Annotated in this window: 12 protein-coding genes; all 12 read right to left on the bottom strand. The window is 62.8% G+C overall.

Features of this window, described 5'->3' with window-relative positions; translation table 11 throughout:
* Positions 1-125 precede the first annotated feature (125 nt).
* Complete coding sequence (locus tag DOM33_RS13695; protein ID WP_110669872.1) at positions 126-1,973, bottom strand: DUF262 domain-containing protein; 1,848 nt, start codon at positions 1,971-1,973, stop codon at positions 126-128.
* Complete coding sequence (locus DOM33_RS13690; RefSeq protein WP_110669870.1) at positions 1,970-3,862, bottom strand: type II restriction endonuclease subunit M; 1,893 nt, start codon at positions 3,860-3,862, stop codon at positions 1,970-1,972. Before DOM33_RS13690 ends, DOM33_RS13695 begins: the two co-directional genes overlap by 4 nt.
* On the bottom strand, positions 3,862-5,760 hold the full coding sequence (locus tag DOM33_RS13685; protein ID WP_110669868.1) for an Eco57I restriction-modification methylase domain-containing protein: 1,899 nt from the start codon (positions 5,758-5,760) through the stop codon (positions 3,862-3,864). The genes DOM33_RS13690 and DOM33_RS13685 overlap by 1 nt, the downstream gene beginning before the upstream one ends.
* 3 nt (positions 5,761-5,763) lie before the next feature.
* Entirely contained in the window at positions 5,764-9,441 is a 3,678-nt protein-coding gene (gene brxC, locus DOM33_RS13680) for a BREX system P-loop protein BrxC (protein ID WP_110669866.1), read from the bottom strand.
* A 15-nt stretch (positions 9,442-9,456) separates the two neighbouring features.
* The gene (locus DOM33_RS13675) at positions 9,457-10,029 is read right to left on the bottom strand and encodes a BREX protein BrxB domain-containing protein (RefSeq protein WP_110669864.1); all 573 of its coding nucleotides are present in this window, start codon (positions 10,027-10,029) and stop codon (positions 9,457-9,459) included.
* Positions 10,010-10,795, bottom strand: coding sequence for a BrxA family protein (locus DOM33_RS13670; RefSeq protein ID WP_110669862.1), 786 nt, complete (start codon positions 10,793-10,795; stop codon positions 10,010-10,012). Before DOM33_RS13670 ends, DOM33_RS13675 begins: the two co-directional genes overlap by 20 nt.
* Complete coding sequence (locus tag DOM33_RS13665) at positions 10,792-11,289, bottom strand: BrxE family protein (protein WP_110669861.1); 498 nt, start codon at positions 11,287-11,289, stop codon at positions 10,792-10,794. The genes DOM33_RS13670 and DOM33_RS13665 overlap by 4 nt, the downstream gene beginning before the upstream one ends.
* Positions 11,290-11,565: 276 nt before the next feature.
* Positions 11,566-12,744 (bottom strand): Fic family protein, encoded by a 1,179-nt coding sequence (locus tag DOM33_RS13660; protein WP_110669859.1) that lies wholly within the window; start codon positions 12,742-12,744, stop codon positions 11,566-11,568.
* A gap of 81 nt (positions 12,745-12,825) precedes the next feature.
* Positions 12,826-14,499, bottom strand: coding sequence for a thiol reductant ABC exporter subunit CydC (gene cydC / locus DOM33_RS13655; protein ID WP_110669857.1), 1,674 nt, complete (start codon positions 14,497-14,499; stop codon positions 12,826-12,828).
* The gene (cydD, locus tag DOM33_RS13650) at positions 14,496-16,334 is read right to left on the bottom strand and encodes a thiol reductant ABC exporter subunit CydD (RefSeq protein WP_110669855.1); all 1,839 of its coding nucleotides are present in this window, start codon (positions 16,332-16,334) and stop codon (positions 14,496-14,498) included. The genes cydC and cydD overlap by 4 nt, the downstream gene beginning before the upstream one ends.
* Before the next feature lie 128 nt (positions 16,335-16,462).
* Positions 16,463-17,509 carry a cytochrome d ubiquinol oxidase subunit II gene (locus DOM33_RS13645; protein ID WP_110669853.1) on the bottom strand — a complete coding sequence of 349 codons (1,047 nt, stop codon included), beginning with the start codon at positions 17,507-17,509 and terminating at the stop codon, positions 16,463-16,465.
* Positions 17,510-17,534: 25 nt separating this feature from the next.
* Positions 17,535-19,004, bottom strand: a complete 1,470-nt coding sequence (locus tag DOM33_RS13640; protein WP_204352681.1) for a cytochrome ubiquinol oxidase subunit I — start codon at positions 19,002-19,004, stop codon at positions 17,535-17,537.
* Positions 19,005-19,021 lie beyond the last annotated feature (17 nt).

Genomic DNA, 19,021 nt, shown 5'->3' with positions numbered 1-19,021 from the left:
GAATGCAGATCTAGAGTCGCTGTGGCTCACTCTTGAGCTCTCATGATTACCAAAGTCTGGTGAGCAGAAGCCCATTAAACTGCTGAGCTGGTCAAGGACACAGGCAGAGTTAATGGCCATGGCCATCAGCTCTCCGCGGTTGCCGGCGCCTGCCACAGCTGATGCAGGTCAGGCTCCTGCCCCGCGGCGAGACACTCGACCACCTGGGCAACCAGGCTCGCACGGTCGTCGAGGAAGCGCTCGAAGTCCTTCTTGAGCCTCTCGCGAGCTTCCGGCTGTTGAAGGTCGCCGTAATCCCCCTTGGCCAGAAGGTCGTAATCGATCAGGTGGGTCTTCATGCGCTGGCGAACCGTGTCTTCGCCGGCCCAGTCCACGCGCTCCTTCAGGTAGGCGAGCGGGTCCTTGCGACCGATGACCCGGTTGGTCTTCCAGGTGATCAGGGCACAGTTGAGCGCCAGAAAGCTGGGGATCTCGGCCTCCTGCAACAGCGCATCGGGGAACACATGGTGGTACTCCCGCTTCTGCAGGTTGTCATAGCTGGCCGGCTGGTTGTCAGCGAAGTCCCTGGCTTCCAGGTAGGTCGTCACTGCCATGATGCCCCGGGCCTCGATGCCCATAGCCTTGGGCCAGCCAGCGGCCTTGAGCTCGTCCCTGGTGGCCAGCGGGTACTGCTCGCGGTCCATCACCGGAATCTGCACGATATGGCTGTCGTCGAACTGTTGGTTCTTCAGCACCGTCTTAAGCGCCTTGAAGTCCGCATAGGCTCGTGACGAGGAAGAATTCTCGTAGCGGTCGGTAAAAAACGCCGACCAGAGGTAGCACTGCAGCAGGGTCTCGGCCTTGCCACGATAGTCGCCGTCGTCGGGAATCATCTCGTAGCAGGCCGCTATCACCGGCAGCACAGCATTGGTAGGCAGCCTGGCGGCATCATGGATGCCCTGGCTGGCCAGGAAGTCAGCCATGCGCTCCAGCCCACGCTCCAGGTGATGCCAGTTATCGACGAGCACCTGCTTGTTCATCTCGATCATGCCGCGGTTGTTCGGCACCTTGTCCTGCAGCAGCGCGGAGGTCGAGAGAATCAGGTCTCGGAGTTCGGAATAACGCTTGGCATAGGGACAGTGGGAATCGAGCTGCGCCTCAAGGTCATGCAGCGAGCTGCCGGCCACGCTCTCGACCTCCGCCACGATGATGTCGTAGAGCGATAGTGGCTTGCTGTTGGTGTTCATATTGATGAAAACCTGAAGCGCCACTTCCTTGGGCGTAGCCGCCGGCAGTGCCAGGTAGGGAAGGTTGAAGTGAGTAACTCGCTCCCTGAGCTGATTGATCGTATCTTTCAGCTTTTCCTGCAGCGTCATGTATGCCTGAAGCTTTTCGAAGGCATCCTCTTCCCCACCGGTCGGCTTCAGATGCTGAGTGGCATCGGCCAGCCAGGTTGATATCTCAGCGCTCATGTCGCCGGGCCGCAGAAGCGAGATGGGAAACAGCCCTCGTTCCAGGGTGGAACTGGGATCATCCGCCCAGAGCGGCATCCGTCTGCCGTGCTTATCGAACCACCTGGGCCTCATGAAGACCTGCACCTCCTCGCCGGCCTTCTCGGCGCGGGGATCAAACTCCGGGTGGTAGACGAAGAAGGTTTCGTAGTCGTAGTTGTTATGCATCGCCCGCCAGAAGGCCGTCAGCCGTTGCTGGCCATCCAGCAGATGCTGGGTCAACGTGCCTTCCTTTTCAGGCTCGGCAGTGCTGATATGCCGAGATACAAACTTCTCGTTCTCGTTACCATCGACCTGAAGGATCAGCACTACCCCCATCGGCAGGTTGCTGATTACGGTATCCAGGAAGCTGGCGATCCGGTTCCTGTCCCAGGCCTCCATGCGCTGGAAGCGCGGCAGCTTGATCGAGCCACGCTGGATATCGTGAAACCATTCGCCAAGGCTGCGATCGTGCGCCTTACTGGACTGACCGATGGTACTCATTCACTGCTCCCTGTGCCTTTCTTGCGGCCACGCGCCTTCTTCGGCTTCGGCTCGGGCTCGACATAGAGATACTCAAGGTCGTGGGCGATGGCGAGCGACTTGTCGGTGATGCACTTCTCGCGCACCCGCTCCGGCCAGTAGGCCATGACCAGGTGGGCCCAGTCGTAGTCGCCCTGCTCCAACCTCTCCCAGATATCGCGCAGCACGTTCTGCCAGGGACGATGGCGGAACAGCGGCCAGAGCGGCGCGGCGGAGATCTGAACGCCGTCGTCGTGGTTGGGTTTGTAGCCCGGGGCGATCCTGAGCAGCGTATCGCGCAGGTCGGCCAGCTCGTCGCGGAAGTCGCTCAGCTCTTCAAGGCGCTTCTCGTCGGCGCGGCTGCGGCTGGCACCAGCCAGGCGCAGATTGCCCAGCTCGCTATCCACCTGCTTAAGCTTGGGCTCGACGAAGTCGTTGACCGCGGTAAACAGTGTCTGGTCGGTCAGGTCCGGGTAGTAGACCCAAAGGGTGTAGCTGCCTGAGGCCGTCGCCAGCGGCCAGTAGATCGGCGCCTTCCGACGGCTCTTGGAGTACTGCTGCAGGTGGTACTTGAAGAAGTCGCGGCGCAGCCAGCGGCGCAAGTCTTCATCGACTTGGGCATTCACCGTCTCCAGCACATCGGCCATCAGCCGCGGCAGATCATGCTCATGCCCCTTGTCATCGACAAGGATACCGGCATGGCGATGATAGGGATCGGCATCGTCGCGCAGCATGCCGGGACTCTTGACCGGCAGCGGATCGAAGGGTTCGGGATCGGGGGGCGCTTCCCGTTCACCGGTGACCAGGCGCCAGTCAAAGCGGCCGAAGGCGACACCGGCTGTCCAAGAGAGCAGCGCATCCAAGGGTGGAGCTTCTTCTGCTTGGCTCTCGTTGTCATTGTCTTCTTCAACGTCTTCTACTAATTCAACATCGCCCTGGGCCGCCTGACGATCCTCATCAGAGAAGCTGTAAAGGTCGAAGGCGATATCATCTATCTGGGACTGGATGTCGGCCAGCTCGGCATGAATTGCAGGTGGGTCATAATCAAATAACCGCCCACGCAGAGCCCCCGGCAACAAGAAGGCATGAGAGGTTTCAACAACTGTATCTAGCAGTCTCTTTTTCTTCCACGCGCTACTGATAAGGTAAGATACCTCTTCTCGACGATGCTCATAATTAGGTATCGGCACTCGCTGTATCAACCCAGCCTCAAACTGAATCCTAACAGCATCAGTGAGCATTCGGAGAAAATAAGTAAATGCCCGAGAGCTCATTATTGCATGAAGCGGGCCAATATCTTTAAGGCTAGCAAACGCCATTTTTCCTGCAACACTAAAAATACAGCCCTCAGGAACGGCCTGGACTGACAGCACTGCACCACGGAGTGGCCATGTTAAGCCAGGAAAAAAATAAGAACCTGAATTCTTTGCCACAAAGTCTGGATTTCCATTTAAATATGGATACCTCCTACAAATCTCTGCCTTAATTTCAGCACCATTCTCGGCCCAATTTACGACTGGAGTTACATCCATGTAATAATGAGAAAACACACCACCCTTAACGAAACCAAACCAGAACCCACCAACCTCAAAAACCTCCCACCAACATCTTACAAACCGAAAGTCATCTGTCGTTGCCAGACCTTGGCGCACGGTGCGTCCATCATTTTCAAATAGGACCAAATCGTTAAATGATTCACGAACTCTATCGCTGGCCCTATATGCAAATGGAGTTCCCGGGATATCAAAAAAACCATCCGGATCTGCCTGAAATATATTAGAGCCACCTCCCCCTATTCTCACTGCCCGGCAGGCCTCACCAAGGCTATTGCTTTTATTTTCTTCACCTACAAGCCTAAAAAAGATACTCATCAAGTTTTCCCCAGAACATATGCCGCAGCCTCGACCATGGCATCGTCCATTACGCCATAGCCTAAATCCGCCATCACCTCAGGCCGCCCGACACCCAATACCACCTGCTCCCGCCATTTGCGATATGTAGTTAGAAAAAAACAGGTCCGAGAGGTGATCGCACCCAAGCGTCCACCTTGATGAAGCAGTTCCAACCCGCGCTCGACAAAGGTCGCAAGCAGATCATTTTTGCTATTTGGGTATTCCTTGCCCAGCTTGGCCTTGACCCCGGCACTGAGCGCCCCAAACGGTGGATTCATCACTACAACGTCGTAGACCACCCGACACAGATCGATCATTCGCAGCCCCTGTAGCGCATCCTGGGCGAAGAGGCGGCTCTGGTAGGTGGCACCGGCTTCTTCGGAGAACTCATGCAGGGCGTGGCGAAGGCGCTCTTCGGCCTTCTGCCAGGTTTCCTGCTCCTGCTCGGCGAAGAGGTCGCTGCCCTTGCCTACGTAGACCTGGCGGATCAGCGCGGGGAGCTCCTTCTCGGCACGCAGCAGTACGCCGAGTTCGGGCAACCCCTTGAGCGTCTGCAGGGTCTTCTCGAACAGTTCGGCATCCTGGCGATCCAGACGGGCCGCGAAGGCCTCACGGAGTTCCTTTTCGGCCGGCGGGGCCACCGCAGCGATGACGTTACCCTGCCCCACATCCGGGCGCTCCATGGCCTGCACACCGGCCTCGTGCCAGGCGCGCTGGGCGCGGAGCCACAGCGCCAGCGACGCGATCTGGGCGGCGCGAGGGTCGATGTCCACGCCATAGATGTTGTGCTCGATGATCAGCCGCGGCACGTCGCGCAGCAGGGCCTCTTCATCGGCGTAGGTGTGAACAAGCGGCTCGAAGCCGGCCTCCGGCTGCGTGGAGAGATCCAGCGAGCCGGGGCCATGCCGCTGCTCCCACTGCCAGGCGTCGCGATAGATCTGCAGGAAGAGGTCGAAGGCGTAGAGGCCGAAGTGCATGGAGCCACAGGCCGGGTCCAGCAGCTTGAGGGTGCGGGGGTCGCGCAGCTTGATGCCGGCCTCGGGCTGCTCGTCCGGCTTGACCAGCAGGTACTGGCAGCCGTCGCGCAGCGGTGTGGTGCCGCCGGTGGCGTTGAACCACTGGCGGCCCAAGGTGTTGTCGACCAGGAACTCCACCACGTAGCGTGGGGTAAAGAACTGGTTGCGCACCGCCAGCTCGCGGCTGTTGCGCGGCGCCTGGCTCGCCTTGCGCATCGCCTTGCGCTCTTCCTGGCTGTTGAAGTACTGGTAGATCCAGCCGATGGTCTCGTCCAGCGCCCACAGCGGCTCGATCTCGTGGTCGTTGAGCAGCGCCAGCAGTTCGTTCAGCGCCGTCTCCCGAGGGAAGAGTCGCCCCTGGGGCGCGAAGCGGTCGAACAGCGACGGCAGGTCGAGGGCGAACTCGTCAAACAGGCTGAACAAGAAGGTCTGGTAGGCCTCGCCGGTCTCCCCGAGGGATGTGCCCGCTACCCTGCGGTAAAGCTCGAAAGCCTGAGACTGAGCACCCTGGCTCACGGCGGGCAGCAACAGCCCCCGCGCCTCCATCATCAAGAGCGCCGCCAGGCGGTTGAGCACGGTGAAGGCCTGTTCGCGGATGATGCGGTCGATGGCCGCCTGGCGCTGGGCCTTGCTCTCTCCTTCGCTGGCAAGATAGTGCGCAAGCGTTTCACGCAGCAGCGAAGCGGTATGGCGCTCGCGGTCGGTCAGGTGGGTCAGCCGCGCGAGCTCCGTCACCTCGCCGGTGCGTGGGTCGAGGCCGTAGTCCTGCTGCAGCTGGAGCGTGAACTCGTCGGTCAGGGTCTTGCGACAGTCGCTGACCAGGCGCTGCAGGCGATTGCGGGTGCCTTGATCGAAGGCCATGACTTACTCCTTGTCGCGGTTCTCGGGGGCCTCGTCGAAGGCGACGTCCAGCTCGAAAGCGTGGGCATACTCCAACTCGCCACGCAGCTTCTGCAGCTCACGGATCATGGCGTCGAGGGTGTCCAGCGAGGTGATGCGTGAGCGCGTGGTGAAGCGGCGGCTAAGCACCTTCTTGCTCTCCTGGCACCCCGCCTGCTCCTGTTCTTCCTCGAGCTCATTCTGCTCCTCGCGGATACGCTCCTGCTGGCGTTCACGGCCAACCCGCTCGATATGCTCCTTGAGCGCGGCCAGTTCCGCCTGCAACTCGTAGTCGCAATTTACCAGGCTCTTCAGGCCATCAATATCCGGCAAGACCTCCAGCGCCAGTCCATCCATGCGCCCGAGAAGGTCTTGCTGCTCCTGGTTGGTGAGCTCAGGCCACTCCGGTACACGCGTGAGCTCCTGCTCGGCCTGACGCAGGCGTTGCTGCTGATGTTCCTGCATGCGCTCGGCGGCCTGCCTCACCTGGCTGCGCAGCTCGGTCAAGCGTGTGTTGAAGTCTGAGGCACTACGATAGGCGTCCTCGGAGTCCAACCGGGCCGCGATCTCTTCGAGGGGCTCGGCCAGATCGGCCTTCAGCTCGCCAGGAATGCCGCTACCGGGAAGTCCTTCGATGGACTGGGCAAGGGAGCGCAGCTCCTTCAGGGTGCTCTCAAGGCCATGCTCCAGCGCCTTCTTGAGCTCCCCCGCCCAGGTCAAGTTGTCATAGAGGCTCGACTCTTCGCGCCCCAGGCGTTGGGGCGCGTCTGAGCCATCGGTGAGCAGGATGTCGGCCATGTCACGTCCCATCGCCTCCAGGCGTTCATCACCGGGCAGACCCAGCGCTTGTAACCGGCTGGAGAGCGAGGCGTAGCGCTGCTGCAACAGGGGGAAGAGCTTGGTGGCCGCCTTGCTGATGGCATCCTCAAGGGGCACTACCATTTCGCCACTGAGATCGCGAAGGCGACTGGAAGCCAGCGCCAGCATCTCCATGGAGGGACGATCCTCACGCAGAGAGATACCCACATTCTTGAAGGCGTTGTTGCTCTTCAGCGCATCGATGGCCTGTTGGCCATTGACGGTGACCTCGCGCCCCGACACCTTCAGCTTGATCACACCGCCAACCAACATGGCCGCCACCAAGTAGCGCAGGGTATCTTGAGACCAGCCGTAGGGAGCGTCGCTGAAGCGGCTGGACAGGCTCTTGCCTTCGACCATCCCAACCCGGTCGATATGGTCGCGGATACTTACCAGCGCACGGTGGTCGGTATTGATGCCGGGCTGTCCGCCCTGCTGGGTCACCAGGCCCAAAGGATCCAGCTTGGTGGTGATACCGCTCAGGTTACCGACGCGCAAGAAGCGTTCGGCCAGGTCGCTCTGCACCCGCTCCGGGGCCTCTCCATAGCGGCTGAATACCTGGCCCGCTACATTACCCAGCTGTTTCCGAGCCGCCTCGGCCAGGTCACCGGCCAGGCTTTCTACTGCCGTGGTCTGCCCGCGGAAGATGAAGGAGCCCTGAACCAGGCTGCGCTTGATCAGCCGCTGCAGGTCGGCATTCAGGCGGCTCGCGCGATCCAGCTGGGCACGACAGTAGTCGCGCACCTCCTGGTCGGGATCGTGGCGAAACTTGGTTTCGATCTCCTGGCAGCGATAGATATCCGCGGTGAGACCTTCCAGTTCTGGCGACTTGCGCCCCACCAGGTAGATCAAGTTCTCGTTGGTCTTGACGCGGGAATCGTCCTCCAGCCGTGAGCGAGCGGCATCGTAGTCGGTGGGCTCGACCAGCTCGACCACCATCTGGATCGGGTGACGGTCACCCGCCAGGGAGACGGGCAGCCCCTCGGGGCCCTGGGTCTTGAGGCCGGTCTGCACCGAGAGCGAGCCATGCAGCTGAGTGCTGGGCAGCGGAGCAAACACTTCCTCCAAAGCGCGGTTGAGGATGCGCTTCATCTCCACGCTACGCAGCGGGATCTGGGTGCGCTCCTGTTCGATGTCGTTGAGCTTCTCGCTGAAGAAGCAAAGGAAGCCGTCCTGCTCGCCAAAAGGTACGATCGAATCATCGATCAGCTCCTCGATTGCGGCATTAATCTCCTCGGCCTGGCTGCCGCTGGCCACTTCGGAATGAATCAGGCTGGCAACGTTGCGCCGAGTGATCGGCAGGTTACCGAGAATCTGCAGCACGGCCACCGTCTTGGCGATGCGCTGATGGAGCTCGTCATCGCGGTGGCGGATCTTGGTGACCGTATTGACGGCCTTGTGCCAGTTGGGGAAAGCGCGCTCGATGTCCTTTTCCAGAGCATCAAAAAGGGTCACCGTGGTGGCCAGCCAGCCCACCGGCTGATCGGCGACCGGGACGCGGTTGCCATCACCCTCGATCAGAATGTCCTGGATCACTTTGATAGCCGAGCGCAGACCGATGCCGCCGGTGGAGCGCGCCAGCGCACCCAGCAGGTGCAACAGGATATCGAAGTGCGCCGGCAGGAAGGGGTAGAGGTCAATAAAAGTCTGGCGGTCGAAATCCGCCCCGTAGGCGCGGGCATCCTCAAGCTTGGTGTTATGGCGCAGCGCCTGGCCATGCTGGTCGAACAGCTCGCGCAGCTGTTTTGCCCCCTCGGGTGGCTTCCCCAGCAGACGCGTATAGCAGATCTCCTTGATATCATCGGCCTCGAGGTCGATAGAGATCGGGAAACGGTCCTTGAGCTTGAAAAGCTCCGGCGAGTTGAGTGATGTGCGCGGATCGTCTTCAGTCAGGGTCTGCTGGCCGGTGCCGATCAGCCACACCTTGCCATTGCCCTGCGCCTTGATGTTCTTGGCTAGCCCATCGAGGTTGAGGATCAACGGCTGCCGCGCGCCCACGTATTGCCCCACCTCGTCGACGATGAAGATCACGTGCTCCTTGCCGGAGTGCTCACGGACGATGCCGAGCATCTCCTCGACACGATCGTTCTCGAAGCGGATCACATCGCTGGTAGCCGTGTTGAACGAGCTGGATGACGTGAAAAGCGTGGGATAGAGCTCATGGGCAATCTCCGGCATCAGGCTATCAACCACCAACTCGTCATTGCGGTAGTCACGCCAGACCTCGCCACCGGTCTTCTCCTCGAAGAGTGTCAGGAACTCCTCGTAGCGCCCCTCCTGCTTCAGGCGGCGCTCCAGAGCTGCCACCTTGAGGTTGCGTGAGTACCCAGCCCATTGCAGCACCTTGTAGTAGAGGACACTGGAGACATCCTCCATAGTGGCCCCGCTGACCTGTTCCGTGGCCAGGTCCAGCATCAGCACAGCGGCGGGGAAGCGTTTGGAGACGGTACTCAGCAGCTGGCGGGTAGTGTTGTTCTTGAGGCGGTTCTGAAGGTGCTGGCGGAACGGCACGTCATCGATGGTGACGCTGTCATCGAAGGCCAATCCCAGGTACTTGGTAAAGGAGCTCTTGCCCGAGCCGTAAAAGCCCGAGACCCAGACACCTACCTCATTCTCACCACCGGCCTCCATGGCCGCCTGCATCTTGGTCAGCAGCTGGTTGAACTGCTCGTCGATGGCATCGGTAACCACGTACTCGGCGATCTCCTTGCGCAGGCGCTCCTCCTGGGAGACGCCATAGGCGATCACCTTCTCGATACTGCGGTGGATATCGCGGCCGGGATCGAAAAGCTGTTTGATTTCCATCTATAAACTCCTGTCTTAGCCGCCGACGTGGACCGAACGGTAATTGCCATCTTCCGGGTAGAAGCCCAGAAACTTGAGCCGCGTCTTGCCAGTGCGTACGCCCGGGTAGAGGAACACCGTGGGCACGTGGAAGCGGCCCTGGAGCTGGCCTTCGATCACCCCGATACGCATATAGGGATGAAGCGCCTCCAGATCCGTCACCAGCAGGATGCTGCCGGGTGTGTCTTCAAGCTCGGTCAGCTTGGCTTCGAGACGCTCCTGGAGCGCGCCGTTCGCCACGGCATTGGCCAGAGACGCATCTGTCTTCTTCCAGTCCAGAGGGTTGCGCTGGTCGGCGGCCAGCCAAATCTTGCGCATGCGGGCCTGGGAGAGAATCTCGTCGACCGCCTCGGCGATCGAGAAGGTATGAACGTTCCAGCCCTCGTTGCCCAGCCGGCTCTTCCACGCCGGCAGGTGGCGCTTCACAGACAGGATCTGCTCGGGGCGAAACACCAGATAGAAGATCGGTTCGAAGCTGGCATGGCCGAACTCGCGGCCGTGGCGCACTCGCTCCATCAACTCGTTGAAGTCAGTATCCAGCGAGGACATCGACCACCTCCTGCATGTTCTTGTGCTGCCAGCTGATGTGCGTGACATCTCCCGCGGTCTGCATGATCAACAGTCCCTCGAGCGAGAGGCGCTTGAACTGCTCCTTGACGTCGGAGCGCTCCAGACCGAACAGCTGCCAGTCAGAGTGATTTAGCACCTGGTTATCACCCAGCCCCAGGAACTTCAGGTCGTAGGCCAGGTAGGCCGCCACGCGTGATGAGAGACGCACGGAATAGAGCCGGCGGAGGCCGCTGCGACGGTACTCCAGCAGGCCAAAATCGGCGCAGGCGCTGAGTAGGTAACCCGAGATCCGCCGGATGGTGCTGGAGGCCCAGGGCTTCTGTGTTCTGCCCTCCCGCACGGCGTTCTCGACGAACTCGACAGCATCCTCCCGGGATAGGCTGTCCCGTCCTGAGGTATAGCGGGGCCAGTACACCTCTCGAATGAAGTCGGCCAGAATGGTATTGGCTCGTGCGGTGTGCAGCATCAGCAACTGGCGGCGCTCGTCGCTAGCTAGAAGGGGGATAAGCTGCTTTAGCCATTCGGCGACACGCGACTGGCGCAGGTAGCGCGGTCCAAAACATTCGCGAACAATATTATCCAAGCGTCTTGCCGAGACTAGTGGGAACTGGCCTGATTCGAGCGCCTTGGAGAACAGCTGGGGATAGCGCATCCCTGGCTCGTAGAGATGGAGGAGCCGCTGAGTCTCCTCTATAAGGCCCAAGCCAGCTTGTAACTGGGTCGTATAGAGAGGCGACTGATTCACTGCGCCTCCCGCAGGTAGGGATAGGTCTGTATGCCGCGTCGAAACGCATCCAGATAGAAGCCAGCCATAGTGGCAAGTGGCGTTGACAGGCTCTCGCCAAGATCCCCGACGGCGACTGGCCCTTCCTTCGCCTCCTGCGGCATGGTCAGCGCTTCCAGGCGAGCTTGTGCGCGCTCTGTCGAATCGATGTGCGCGAAGAGCGCCTCGGCGCGGTCGCGATCGGCAAGCAGACTGGCCGCTCCCTGCTCGTAGTGCTCCGGCATATGGAAGAGGTGCAGGGTACGACCGATGCCGATGTGCTCATCATGAACAAGCCGGGCTGCCTCCAGTACCCCCTGGTACTGAGCCTGCCGAGCAGATCGGCCAAATACGGGGGTCAGAAAGGCCATGGCCGTCTGGCCGAAAAAATGGGATCCCCACCAGGCCGGTGCTTGCTCTCCCAGGTAGCCGACGAGCACGCGCAGCTCGGCAAGCGTACTTGCATTCTCAATCATTCTGGCTCCTGCAGATTTGGGAGGATATTCAAAAATCCTTCACTTAATGGCGGCTCAAGTAGGTTTGTACCTGCACGCACAAAATTGCCTTATGTTACGTCAGGCACTTCGCGAGGACGACCTAAGCGAATCAATCATCACTACCTCATCAAGAGCCAGCTCTCTCGATGCAGTATCAGCTCAAAAATGGCCGATTTCGCTCTTCTGCTGGGTCTTCATAAGCCATGGTTGATCTAAATCCACGTGTTGCACTGCACCATCGGAACAGCTCAAATACTATTGCCTTTCTCGCCAACTCAATTGCCCGCTGTTCAACAAAGCAACGTAAGCACTATAAGCGAAAACCCGATTCCGCCTGTTACCGGTCAGCTCCTGAACGATACCCAGCTGGTTTTCCAATAATTCCAGCACTTTGCCGATGGTGGCCTGTGCCAATCCTGTTTCCCGGTGAAGCGCGGCGATATTGGCAATCGGATGATGAAACAGCGCCTCCAACACCTGATTCGCGGAACCGGCCAAACGGCCGAGTTCACTCAGGCGCCTCTTATCCTCGATCAATAGCGCATTCAGCGACTGCGCCGTGACAACGGCGTGGTTGGCGGTGTCGGCGATGGCATCGACGAAAAAGAGCAACCAGCTCTCCCAGTCGCCGGTCAGGCGCACGTTTTGTAGGTGCTCGTAATACACTTGCCGATGGCGTTTGAAGAACACGGAGAGATAGAGCAGCGGCTCGGAGAGAATACCGGCCTGCACCAGAATCAGCGGAATCAGTAAGCGCCCTAGCCGGCCGTTGCCATCCATAAAGGGGTGAATGGTTTCGAACTGCACATGGGCCAGCGCCGCCTTGATCACTGGCGCAGTGGTCGCGGGTTCATCGTTGAGGAACCGCTCGAAGTCGCAACAGCAGTCGGCGATCTGGTTGGCCGGTGGTGGCACCAAAGCGGCCTCGTCCGCCCGGTGCCCCCCGATCCAGACCTGATTCTGGCGAAATGCACCGGGGCGACGGTGCGTGCCACGGCCGTGGGTCATCAACGCTTCGTGAAGCTCCAGCACCAGGCGAATCGTGATCGGGTGGCCTTCGCGAATACGCTGCACGCCAAGATTGAGCGCTCGCACGTAGCAAGAGACCTCCTGCACATCGTCCATGGGCACGCCGGGAACGCCTTCCATCTCGTAGATCATGAGGTCACTGAGCGAAGACTGCGTGCCCTCGATCTGCGAGGACATCACGGCTTCCTTACGCACATAGCTGTAGAGGAACAGCTGCGCATCCGGCAATAGCGTCGAGATCCCATCCAGGCGCCCCAGGGCAAGGTGGGCTTTTGCCAGGCGATCCTGCAGCTTGTCATCCATGGCCAGCGCCGGCTCGGGCGGAAGCGGTGCCGGCACGAATGCCCGACAGCTTACGCCGCCCGCCACGCTGGGGAGATAACGACCGGTCAGCCCTCGATGCATGGGGCGTCTCGCAGAAGATTGAAATAGGTCGCGATACTATTTCATCTTCGGCCCTAAGTTAAAACAATGTCGCTCACTATTTTAACTTCCTGCTGTCACGAGATCTGATTTACTTACCCTCATCACTCTCCCGACGAACGCCAGCGCCCTGGGCCGGTGCGACACCAGCAGGGTGGTCTTGCCCTGCATCAGGTTGCCAAGCGCCTCGAGCACGCGGGCTTCGCTGTCGGCATCCAACCCTTCGGTGGGTTCGTCGAGCAGCAGGATGCGGGCGTCTCTGAGGAACGCGCGGGCGATGGCGACGCGGCGCGCCTGGCCGCCGGAGAGGCGGGTGCCGACTTCGCCGACCAGTGTGTCGAGTCCGTCGGGAAAGTGGGCGATCTCCTCTTCCAGTCCGGCGAGTCTGAGCGCCTCTCGCACTTCGTCGTCGCTGGCGTCGGGCTTTGCGAGCAGCAGGTTGTCGCGGATCGAGGCGTTGAACAGATGCGTGCGCTGGGCGACGACGGAGATCGTCTGGCGCAGCGTGGCATCGTCGATATCGCGCACCGACACACCGCCGATAGTGATCTCGCCCGCCTGGAATTCCCGAAAGCGCTGGATCAGCGCGAGGATCGTGCTCTTGCCGGCGCCGCTGTCGCCGACGAGGCCCACCGCTTCGCCCGCCTCAAGTGTCAATGAAAAGCCCGCCAGCGCCCAGTCGGCCTCGTCACGGTAGCGCATGCTGACGTCGTCGAAGGCGATGTCGAAACGCGCTGGCGTCCTGGCGGCGGCCGGGTCGGGGGCGGTCACGACGGGCGTGGCATCGGCGATCTCGACGAGCCGCCGCGCGGCAGCCGCCGTCTCGCCGAAGGCAGCAAAGGCGGTGGGCAGCGCGGCGACGGCCTCGAAGCTTGCGAGCACGCCGAGCGCGAGCATCGCGAGCTGCGGCCCGGGCATGTCACCGGCAGCGACGCGGGGAATCACCAGGATCAGCGTACCCCAGAGGGCGAGGTTGGCGGTGAGCCCGGAGAGCGCGCGGCCGATGGCGCCGACCCACATTTGCCGGCGCTGGTGGCGAATCAAGCGCTCGGCGAGCCCGGCAACGCGCTCGCGCTGGCGCGTCACGGCGCCGAGCACGGCGAGTTCCCCCAGGCCGCGCACGGTGTCGGTGGCGGCGCCGTCGAGTGCCGCGCGGGCCTCTGTCAGCCCGCGCCCAGCGGCGTCCCCCAGCTTCAGCGCGAGTAGCGGCAGCACGGCGCCAGCGAGCATCAGCGCGGCAAGGTCGAGCAGGGCAATGCGCGTGTCGAACCAGGCCAGGCCCGCCACGATGACGATGCCGCAGAGCAGCGCGTTGGTGACCGGCGCGACGATGCGCAGGTAGAGATTGTCGAGGCTGTCGATGTCGGCGCGGATGCGGCTCAACAGATCGCCGCCGCGCCAGGTGTCCATCGCCGCCGGGCCGAGCGGTTCCAAGCGCTCGTAGAACCACACCCGCAGCTCGGCGAGGCAGCGCAGCGTCGCCTCGTGGGTGACCAGCCGCTCGCCGTAGCGGGCGCCGGTGCGCAGGATCGCCAGGCCGCGGATGAGCGCCGCCGGGGCGAAGTAGGCGATCGTCTGCAGCCCCAGCCCGGCCAGCGCCATGGAGGCGATGAACCAGCCGGAGAGCGCGAGCAGCGCGACGTTGGCGAGAATCACCACCGAACCGAGCGCGATGCCGCCGAGCATCCAGCGGCGATAGGGTGTGAACAGTTTGAGCAGTCGCAGCAGGTCGGTCATGCGGCCCCCTCTTCGGCCAAGAGAGCGAAGCGGGCGAAGGCGCCGCCGGTGGCTTCCAGCGCCGCCGGTGTGCCCTGCTCGACCACGTGGCCGCGGTCGAGAAAGACGAGGCGGTCGGCGGTGCGGGCAACGTCGATGTCGTGGGTGACGAGCAGCGTCGCGGCATTGGCCGATGCGCTGTGCACGCCTGCCATCACGCGTCTGGCGGTGTCCCCATCCAGCGCCGCGGTGGGCTCGTCGAGAATCAGCACTTCGGGCTGGCTGAGCAGCGTCCGCGCCAGCGCCAGGCGCTGGATCTGGCCGCCGGAGAGGCCGCTGCCGCCGTCACCCAGCCAGGTGTCGAGGCCGTCTTCCAGCGCCGCGACGAAGCCTTGTGCGTCGGCGCGTAAAAGCGCGGCATGGATCTCGTCCGGCGTCGCGTTCGGCGCGCCGAGGGTGAGGTTTTCGGCGATCGTGCCGGCAAACAGCGTGGGCCGCTGCGGCAGGTAGCCGAGCCGGGCGCGCCAGGCCTCGACGTCGATCTCGCGAAGATCCACGCCGTCGATCTCGATTCGCCCCGCGCCGGGGGCGAGAAAGCCGAGCAGCAGCTTGGCGAGCGTGGTCTTGCCGGCGCCGCTGGGGCCGACCAGCGCCACGCACTCGCCGCGGGCCAGCGTCAGGTCGACCGACTCGACGCCGTCGCCGTCTTCATTGGCGGCATCATGCCGAAAGCCGACGCCGTCAAAGCGAATCGTCCGGATCGGGTCGCTTGGCAGCGGCCGGGCGGTGCGGGTCTGCGCGGCCGCGTCGGTCTCGTCTTTCGCGTCGCCTTGTGTCTCGCCTTCGCTTTCGTCTCTGGTCTCGGCTTCGGTCTCAAGCACCGGCGCGAGTTCGCCGACGGCACCGATCGCCTCCATGCGGGCGTGGTAGTTGGCGCCCATGTCGCGCAGCGGGCGATAGAACTCCGGCGCGAGCAGCAGCGCGAAGAGCCCCGGGAGAAAGTCGAGCTGGCCGTAGTAGAGCCGGAAGCCGACGTAGACCGCGACCATTGCCACGCCGAGGGTGGCGAAGAATTCGAGCACCAGCGAGGAGAGAAAGGCGACGCGCAGCACCCGCATGGTGGCGCTGCGGTACTCATCGGCCATGCGGCCGACGGCTTCGGCCTCGCGGCGGCTGGCGCCGAACTGCTTGAGCGTGGTCAGCCCCTCGATGGCGTCGAAAAAATGCGCGCCCATCAGCGAGAGCCGCCGCCACTGACGCTGGTTCAGCGCCTCGGCGCCGCGGCCGACGATCACCATGAACAGCGGCAGGATCGGCGCGGTCACCAGCAGGATCAGCCCGGAGACCCAGTCCAGCGGCAGCACGGCGACGAGGATCGCCAGCGGAATCATCGCCGAGAGCAGTTTCTGCGGCAGGTAGGCGGCGACGTACTGCTCGATCCCCTCGACCGCGCCGCCGAGCACGTTGGCGATCTCGCCGCTGCGCTGCCCTTCCATCCAGCGCGGGCCGAGCGCGGCGAGGCGGTTCATCACCTGGTCACGCAGTGTGCGTTTCAGCCGGGCGGCAGCCTCGAACGCCAGCGCGTCGGACGCGATGGAGGCAAGCGCGCGCAGCGCAAAGACGCCCAGCAGCGGCCACAGCCACTGCCAGACCTCATTCAGACCGGCGCCGTCGATGATCGTGGCATCCAGCACGCGGGCCACCAGCCAGCACTGCGCGATCAGCGCCAGCCCGCCGACCAGCCCCGAGCCGGTGGCGAGCATGAGCGTGCCCTTCACCGCCCCGGCGCGGTCTTTCAGCCAGCGCTCGTGACGTTTGGCCTCACCGCCATGGCTCGGCCTCTGCGATACGGCCATTCCTACCTCCTAAGGTGAGGTTGCGTCGAACCGCTCTTCCTTCCCGTGTGGAGCAAGAGACGGAAGAGCGGCCTGCGCTCGGGCGCTATTCGAAGAGTCGACGAGCGCAGTCACTTTTCAGACGAGGCCTAGTGGGCGTGAGCGGCGAGCTTCGTCACCCGCGCCCTGAACACCCAGATCTGATAGGCGTTGTAGAGAATCATCACCGGGACGAAGCCGCCCATGGTCATGGTGAAGGTGAGGATCGACACCTGCGGGCTGGCGGCGTCGAAGATCGTCCAGGTGCCCGGCACCAGATAAGGGAACATGGTGGCGAGCATGCCGAAGCCCATGATCACGGCGGCGGTGTTGAACCAGAGAATCGCAGCGAGGTCGCGCTCGTCGAGGGTGGCGCGACGCATCCGGGCGATGGCGAAGACGCTCGCGACGAACAGCAGCCCCCAGATCCAGAAGTGCGCGCCGAACCACTTGTCGGCGGCCCAGGGGAAGATCAGCGCGCTCCAGAGCGTGGTGATACCCACGGCGGCGATGGCGAGATAGAAGATCGTCATCGTCCACTTGGCGGCGTCGATGCGGATCGGCTCGCCCTTCTCGAAACGCGCCCGCACGAAGAGCACCCCGGCCAGCGTGACCGCCACCACCGAGGCCACGCCGACCCAGACGCTGAACGGCGAAAGGAAGGTGAAGGCGCCGCCGACGTAGGTCGGCACGCGGCCCTCGACGTCGGTCTGCGGATAGCCCTGAAGCACCGCGCCGACGCAGACGCCGCCGAAGAAGGTGACGGTAAGGCTGCCGAGGCCGAAGACGCCGTCGCTGAAGCGCTGCCAGAACGGCGAGGCGAGATGGCGGAACTCCAGCGCGATGGCACGGGCGATGATCCCCCACAGCACGAAGGCGAGCGGCACCATCAGGTAGCTGAACGCGGAGCCGTAGACGAAGGGGAAGGTGCCGAAGAGGATACCGCCGGCGACGATCAGCCAGGTCTCGTTGGCGTCCCAGGTGCCGGCCATGGCGGTCATGATGGCGCCGCGCTCGTCATGGTCGCGGACGAACAGCGAGAAGATGCCGGCGCCGAGATCGGCGCCGTCGAGTGCGATGTAGATCAGCACGCTCACGCCCAGCGCCAGCCACCAGGCCAGCGCGAGCACCTGCTGAGAGAGTGACAGAATGGCCATTGAAGATTCCTCTGTTCCGGTGGGCTCAGGCGTGACTGGGCGCGTCGTGGTGACCGTCGCCGTGACGATCGCTGGCGCCGCGGCCTTCGGGATGCGTCGCCGGCGTCGCGCCGTCGTTGTCGTGCGGATCGAACGCCGCCACCGGCGTGTCGAGATCCGGCCCCTTGCGACAGATCTTGGCCATGAAGTAGAGCGTGCCGAAGAACACCGCCGTCTCGAAGACCGCAAAGCCGACGAACCAGAAGATCGCCAGCTCGGGCGACATCTGGCTGACGCCGTCCTCGGTGCGCATCAGGCCGTAGACGACCCAGGGCTGGCGCGCGATTTCGCGGGTCCACCAGCCGGTCCAGACGGCGAGATACGGCAGCACACCGGCGGCCATCACCGCTTTCAGGAACCAGCGATTGTCCGCGATGCGATCAATGGAGAGCTTGCCGCGCACGGCGAGCCAGCCGCCCCAGAGGCCGAGCAGCAGCAGGACGCCGCCGACCGCCACCATGAGCCGGAACGAGTAGAACGTCGGCGCCACCGGCGGCTGCTCATCCTGGGGAAACTCGTTGAGCCCCGGTACCGGTTCGGACCAGCTATGGGTCTCGAGCAGGCTCAGCACGTGGGGAATCTGGATCGACCAGGCGTTGCCGTCGCCGGCCTCGTTGGGCCAGCCGACCACGTTCCAGCTCGTGTTGGCCGAGCCGTCGGCGTTGTAGGTGTCGTAATGGCCTTCCATCGCCGCCAGCGCCGCCGGCTGCGTCTCCGCGGTCACCTGGCCGAGCTCGTCACCGACCCAGACCTGGAGTGCGGCGACCACGATCAGCGCGAGAATCGACAACTTGAGCGGGCGCTGGAACAGCGCCACGTGGCGACGCTTGAAAACGAACCACGCCGCCACCGCCGCGACGAAGGCGAGCGAGAGCTCGACGCAGGCGATCAGCATGTGCGGAAACGCACTCATGAAGTGCGGGTTGAAGATCGCCTTCGACCAGTCGACCACCTGAAAGACGCCGTTCTTGAGTTCGACGCCCGCCGGCGACTGCATCCAGGAGTTGGCGTCCAGTATCCACATCGCCGAGAGGGCCGAGGAGATCGCCACGTTGGCGGTGGCGAACAGATGCATGCGCCGGCCGATGCGCCCCCAGCCGAAGATCATCAGGCCGATGAAGCCCGCCTCGTACATGAAGGCGGTGATCGTCTCGTAGCCGAGGATCTGGCCGAAGAAGGGTCCGGCGGCCTGGGAGAAGGGGCCGTAGAGAATGCCGAAGGCCATCTCCATGGTGACTCCGGTGGCGACCCCGGCGCCGAAGTTGACGATGAACAGCCGCTCGAAGAAGCGGCAGAGCCGGTACCAGCCCTCGTCGTCGCTGCGCATCCAGCGCCACTCGGCGAAGAACAGCAGCATCGCCAGACCGATGGTCAACGGCGGATAGAGAATGTGAAACGTGGTGATCCAGGCGAAATCGATTCGCGAGATCAGCGTGGAAAGATCCGTGGTGCTCACTGCGCCTCCTGTCTGGC

Source organism: Salinicola halophilus, assembly GCF_003206155.1.
GTDB lineage: Bacteria > Pseudomonadota > Gammaproteobacteria > Pseudomonadales > Halomonadaceae > Salinicola > Salinicola halophilus.
The sequence above is the reverse complement of the archived record's forward strand: the minus strand, read 5'-3'. Positions and strand labels throughout refer to the sequence as shown.

Coding starts and splice junctions, on each gene's coding strand:
- DOM33_RS13695 (WP_110669872.1), bottom strand. CDS start 1,973: ATGAGTACCATCGGTCAGTCCAGTAAGGCGCACGATCGCAGCCTTGGC.
- DOM33_RS13690 (WP_110669870.1), bottom strand. CDS start 3,862: ATGAGTATCTTTTTTAGGCTTGTAGGTGAAGAAAATAAAAGCAATAGC.
- DOM33_RS13685 (WP_110669868.1), bottom strand. CDS start 5,760: ATGGCCTTCGATCAAGGCACCCGCAATCGCCTGCAGCGCCTGGTCAGC.
- brxC (WP_110669866.1), bottom strand. CDS start 9,441: ATGGAAATCAAACAGCTTTTCGATCCCGGCCGCGATATCCACCGCAGT.
- DOM33_RS13675 (WP_110669864.1), bottom strand. CDS start 10,029: ATGTCCTCGCTGGATACTGACTTCAACGAGTTGATGGAGCGAGTGCGC.
- DOM33_RS13665 (WP_110669861.1), bottom strand. CDS start 11,289: ATGATTGAGAATGCAAGTACGCTTGCCGAGCTGCGCGTGCTCGTCGGC.
- DOM33_RS13660 (WP_110669859.1), bottom strand. CDS start 12,744: ATGCATCGAGGGCTGACCGGTCGTTATCTCCCCAGCGTGGCGGGCGGC.
- cydC (WP_110669857.1), bottom strand. CDS start 14,499: ATGACCGACCTGCTGCGACTGCTCAAACTGTTCACACCCTATCGCCGC.
- cydD (WP_110669855.1), bottom strand. CDS start 16,334: ATGGCCGTATCGCAGAGGCCGAGCCATGGCGGTGAGGCCAAACGTCAC.
- DOM33_RS13645 (WP_110669853.1), bottom strand. CDS start 17,509: ATGGCCATTCTGTCACTCTCTCAGCAGGTGCTCGCGCTGGCCTGGTGG.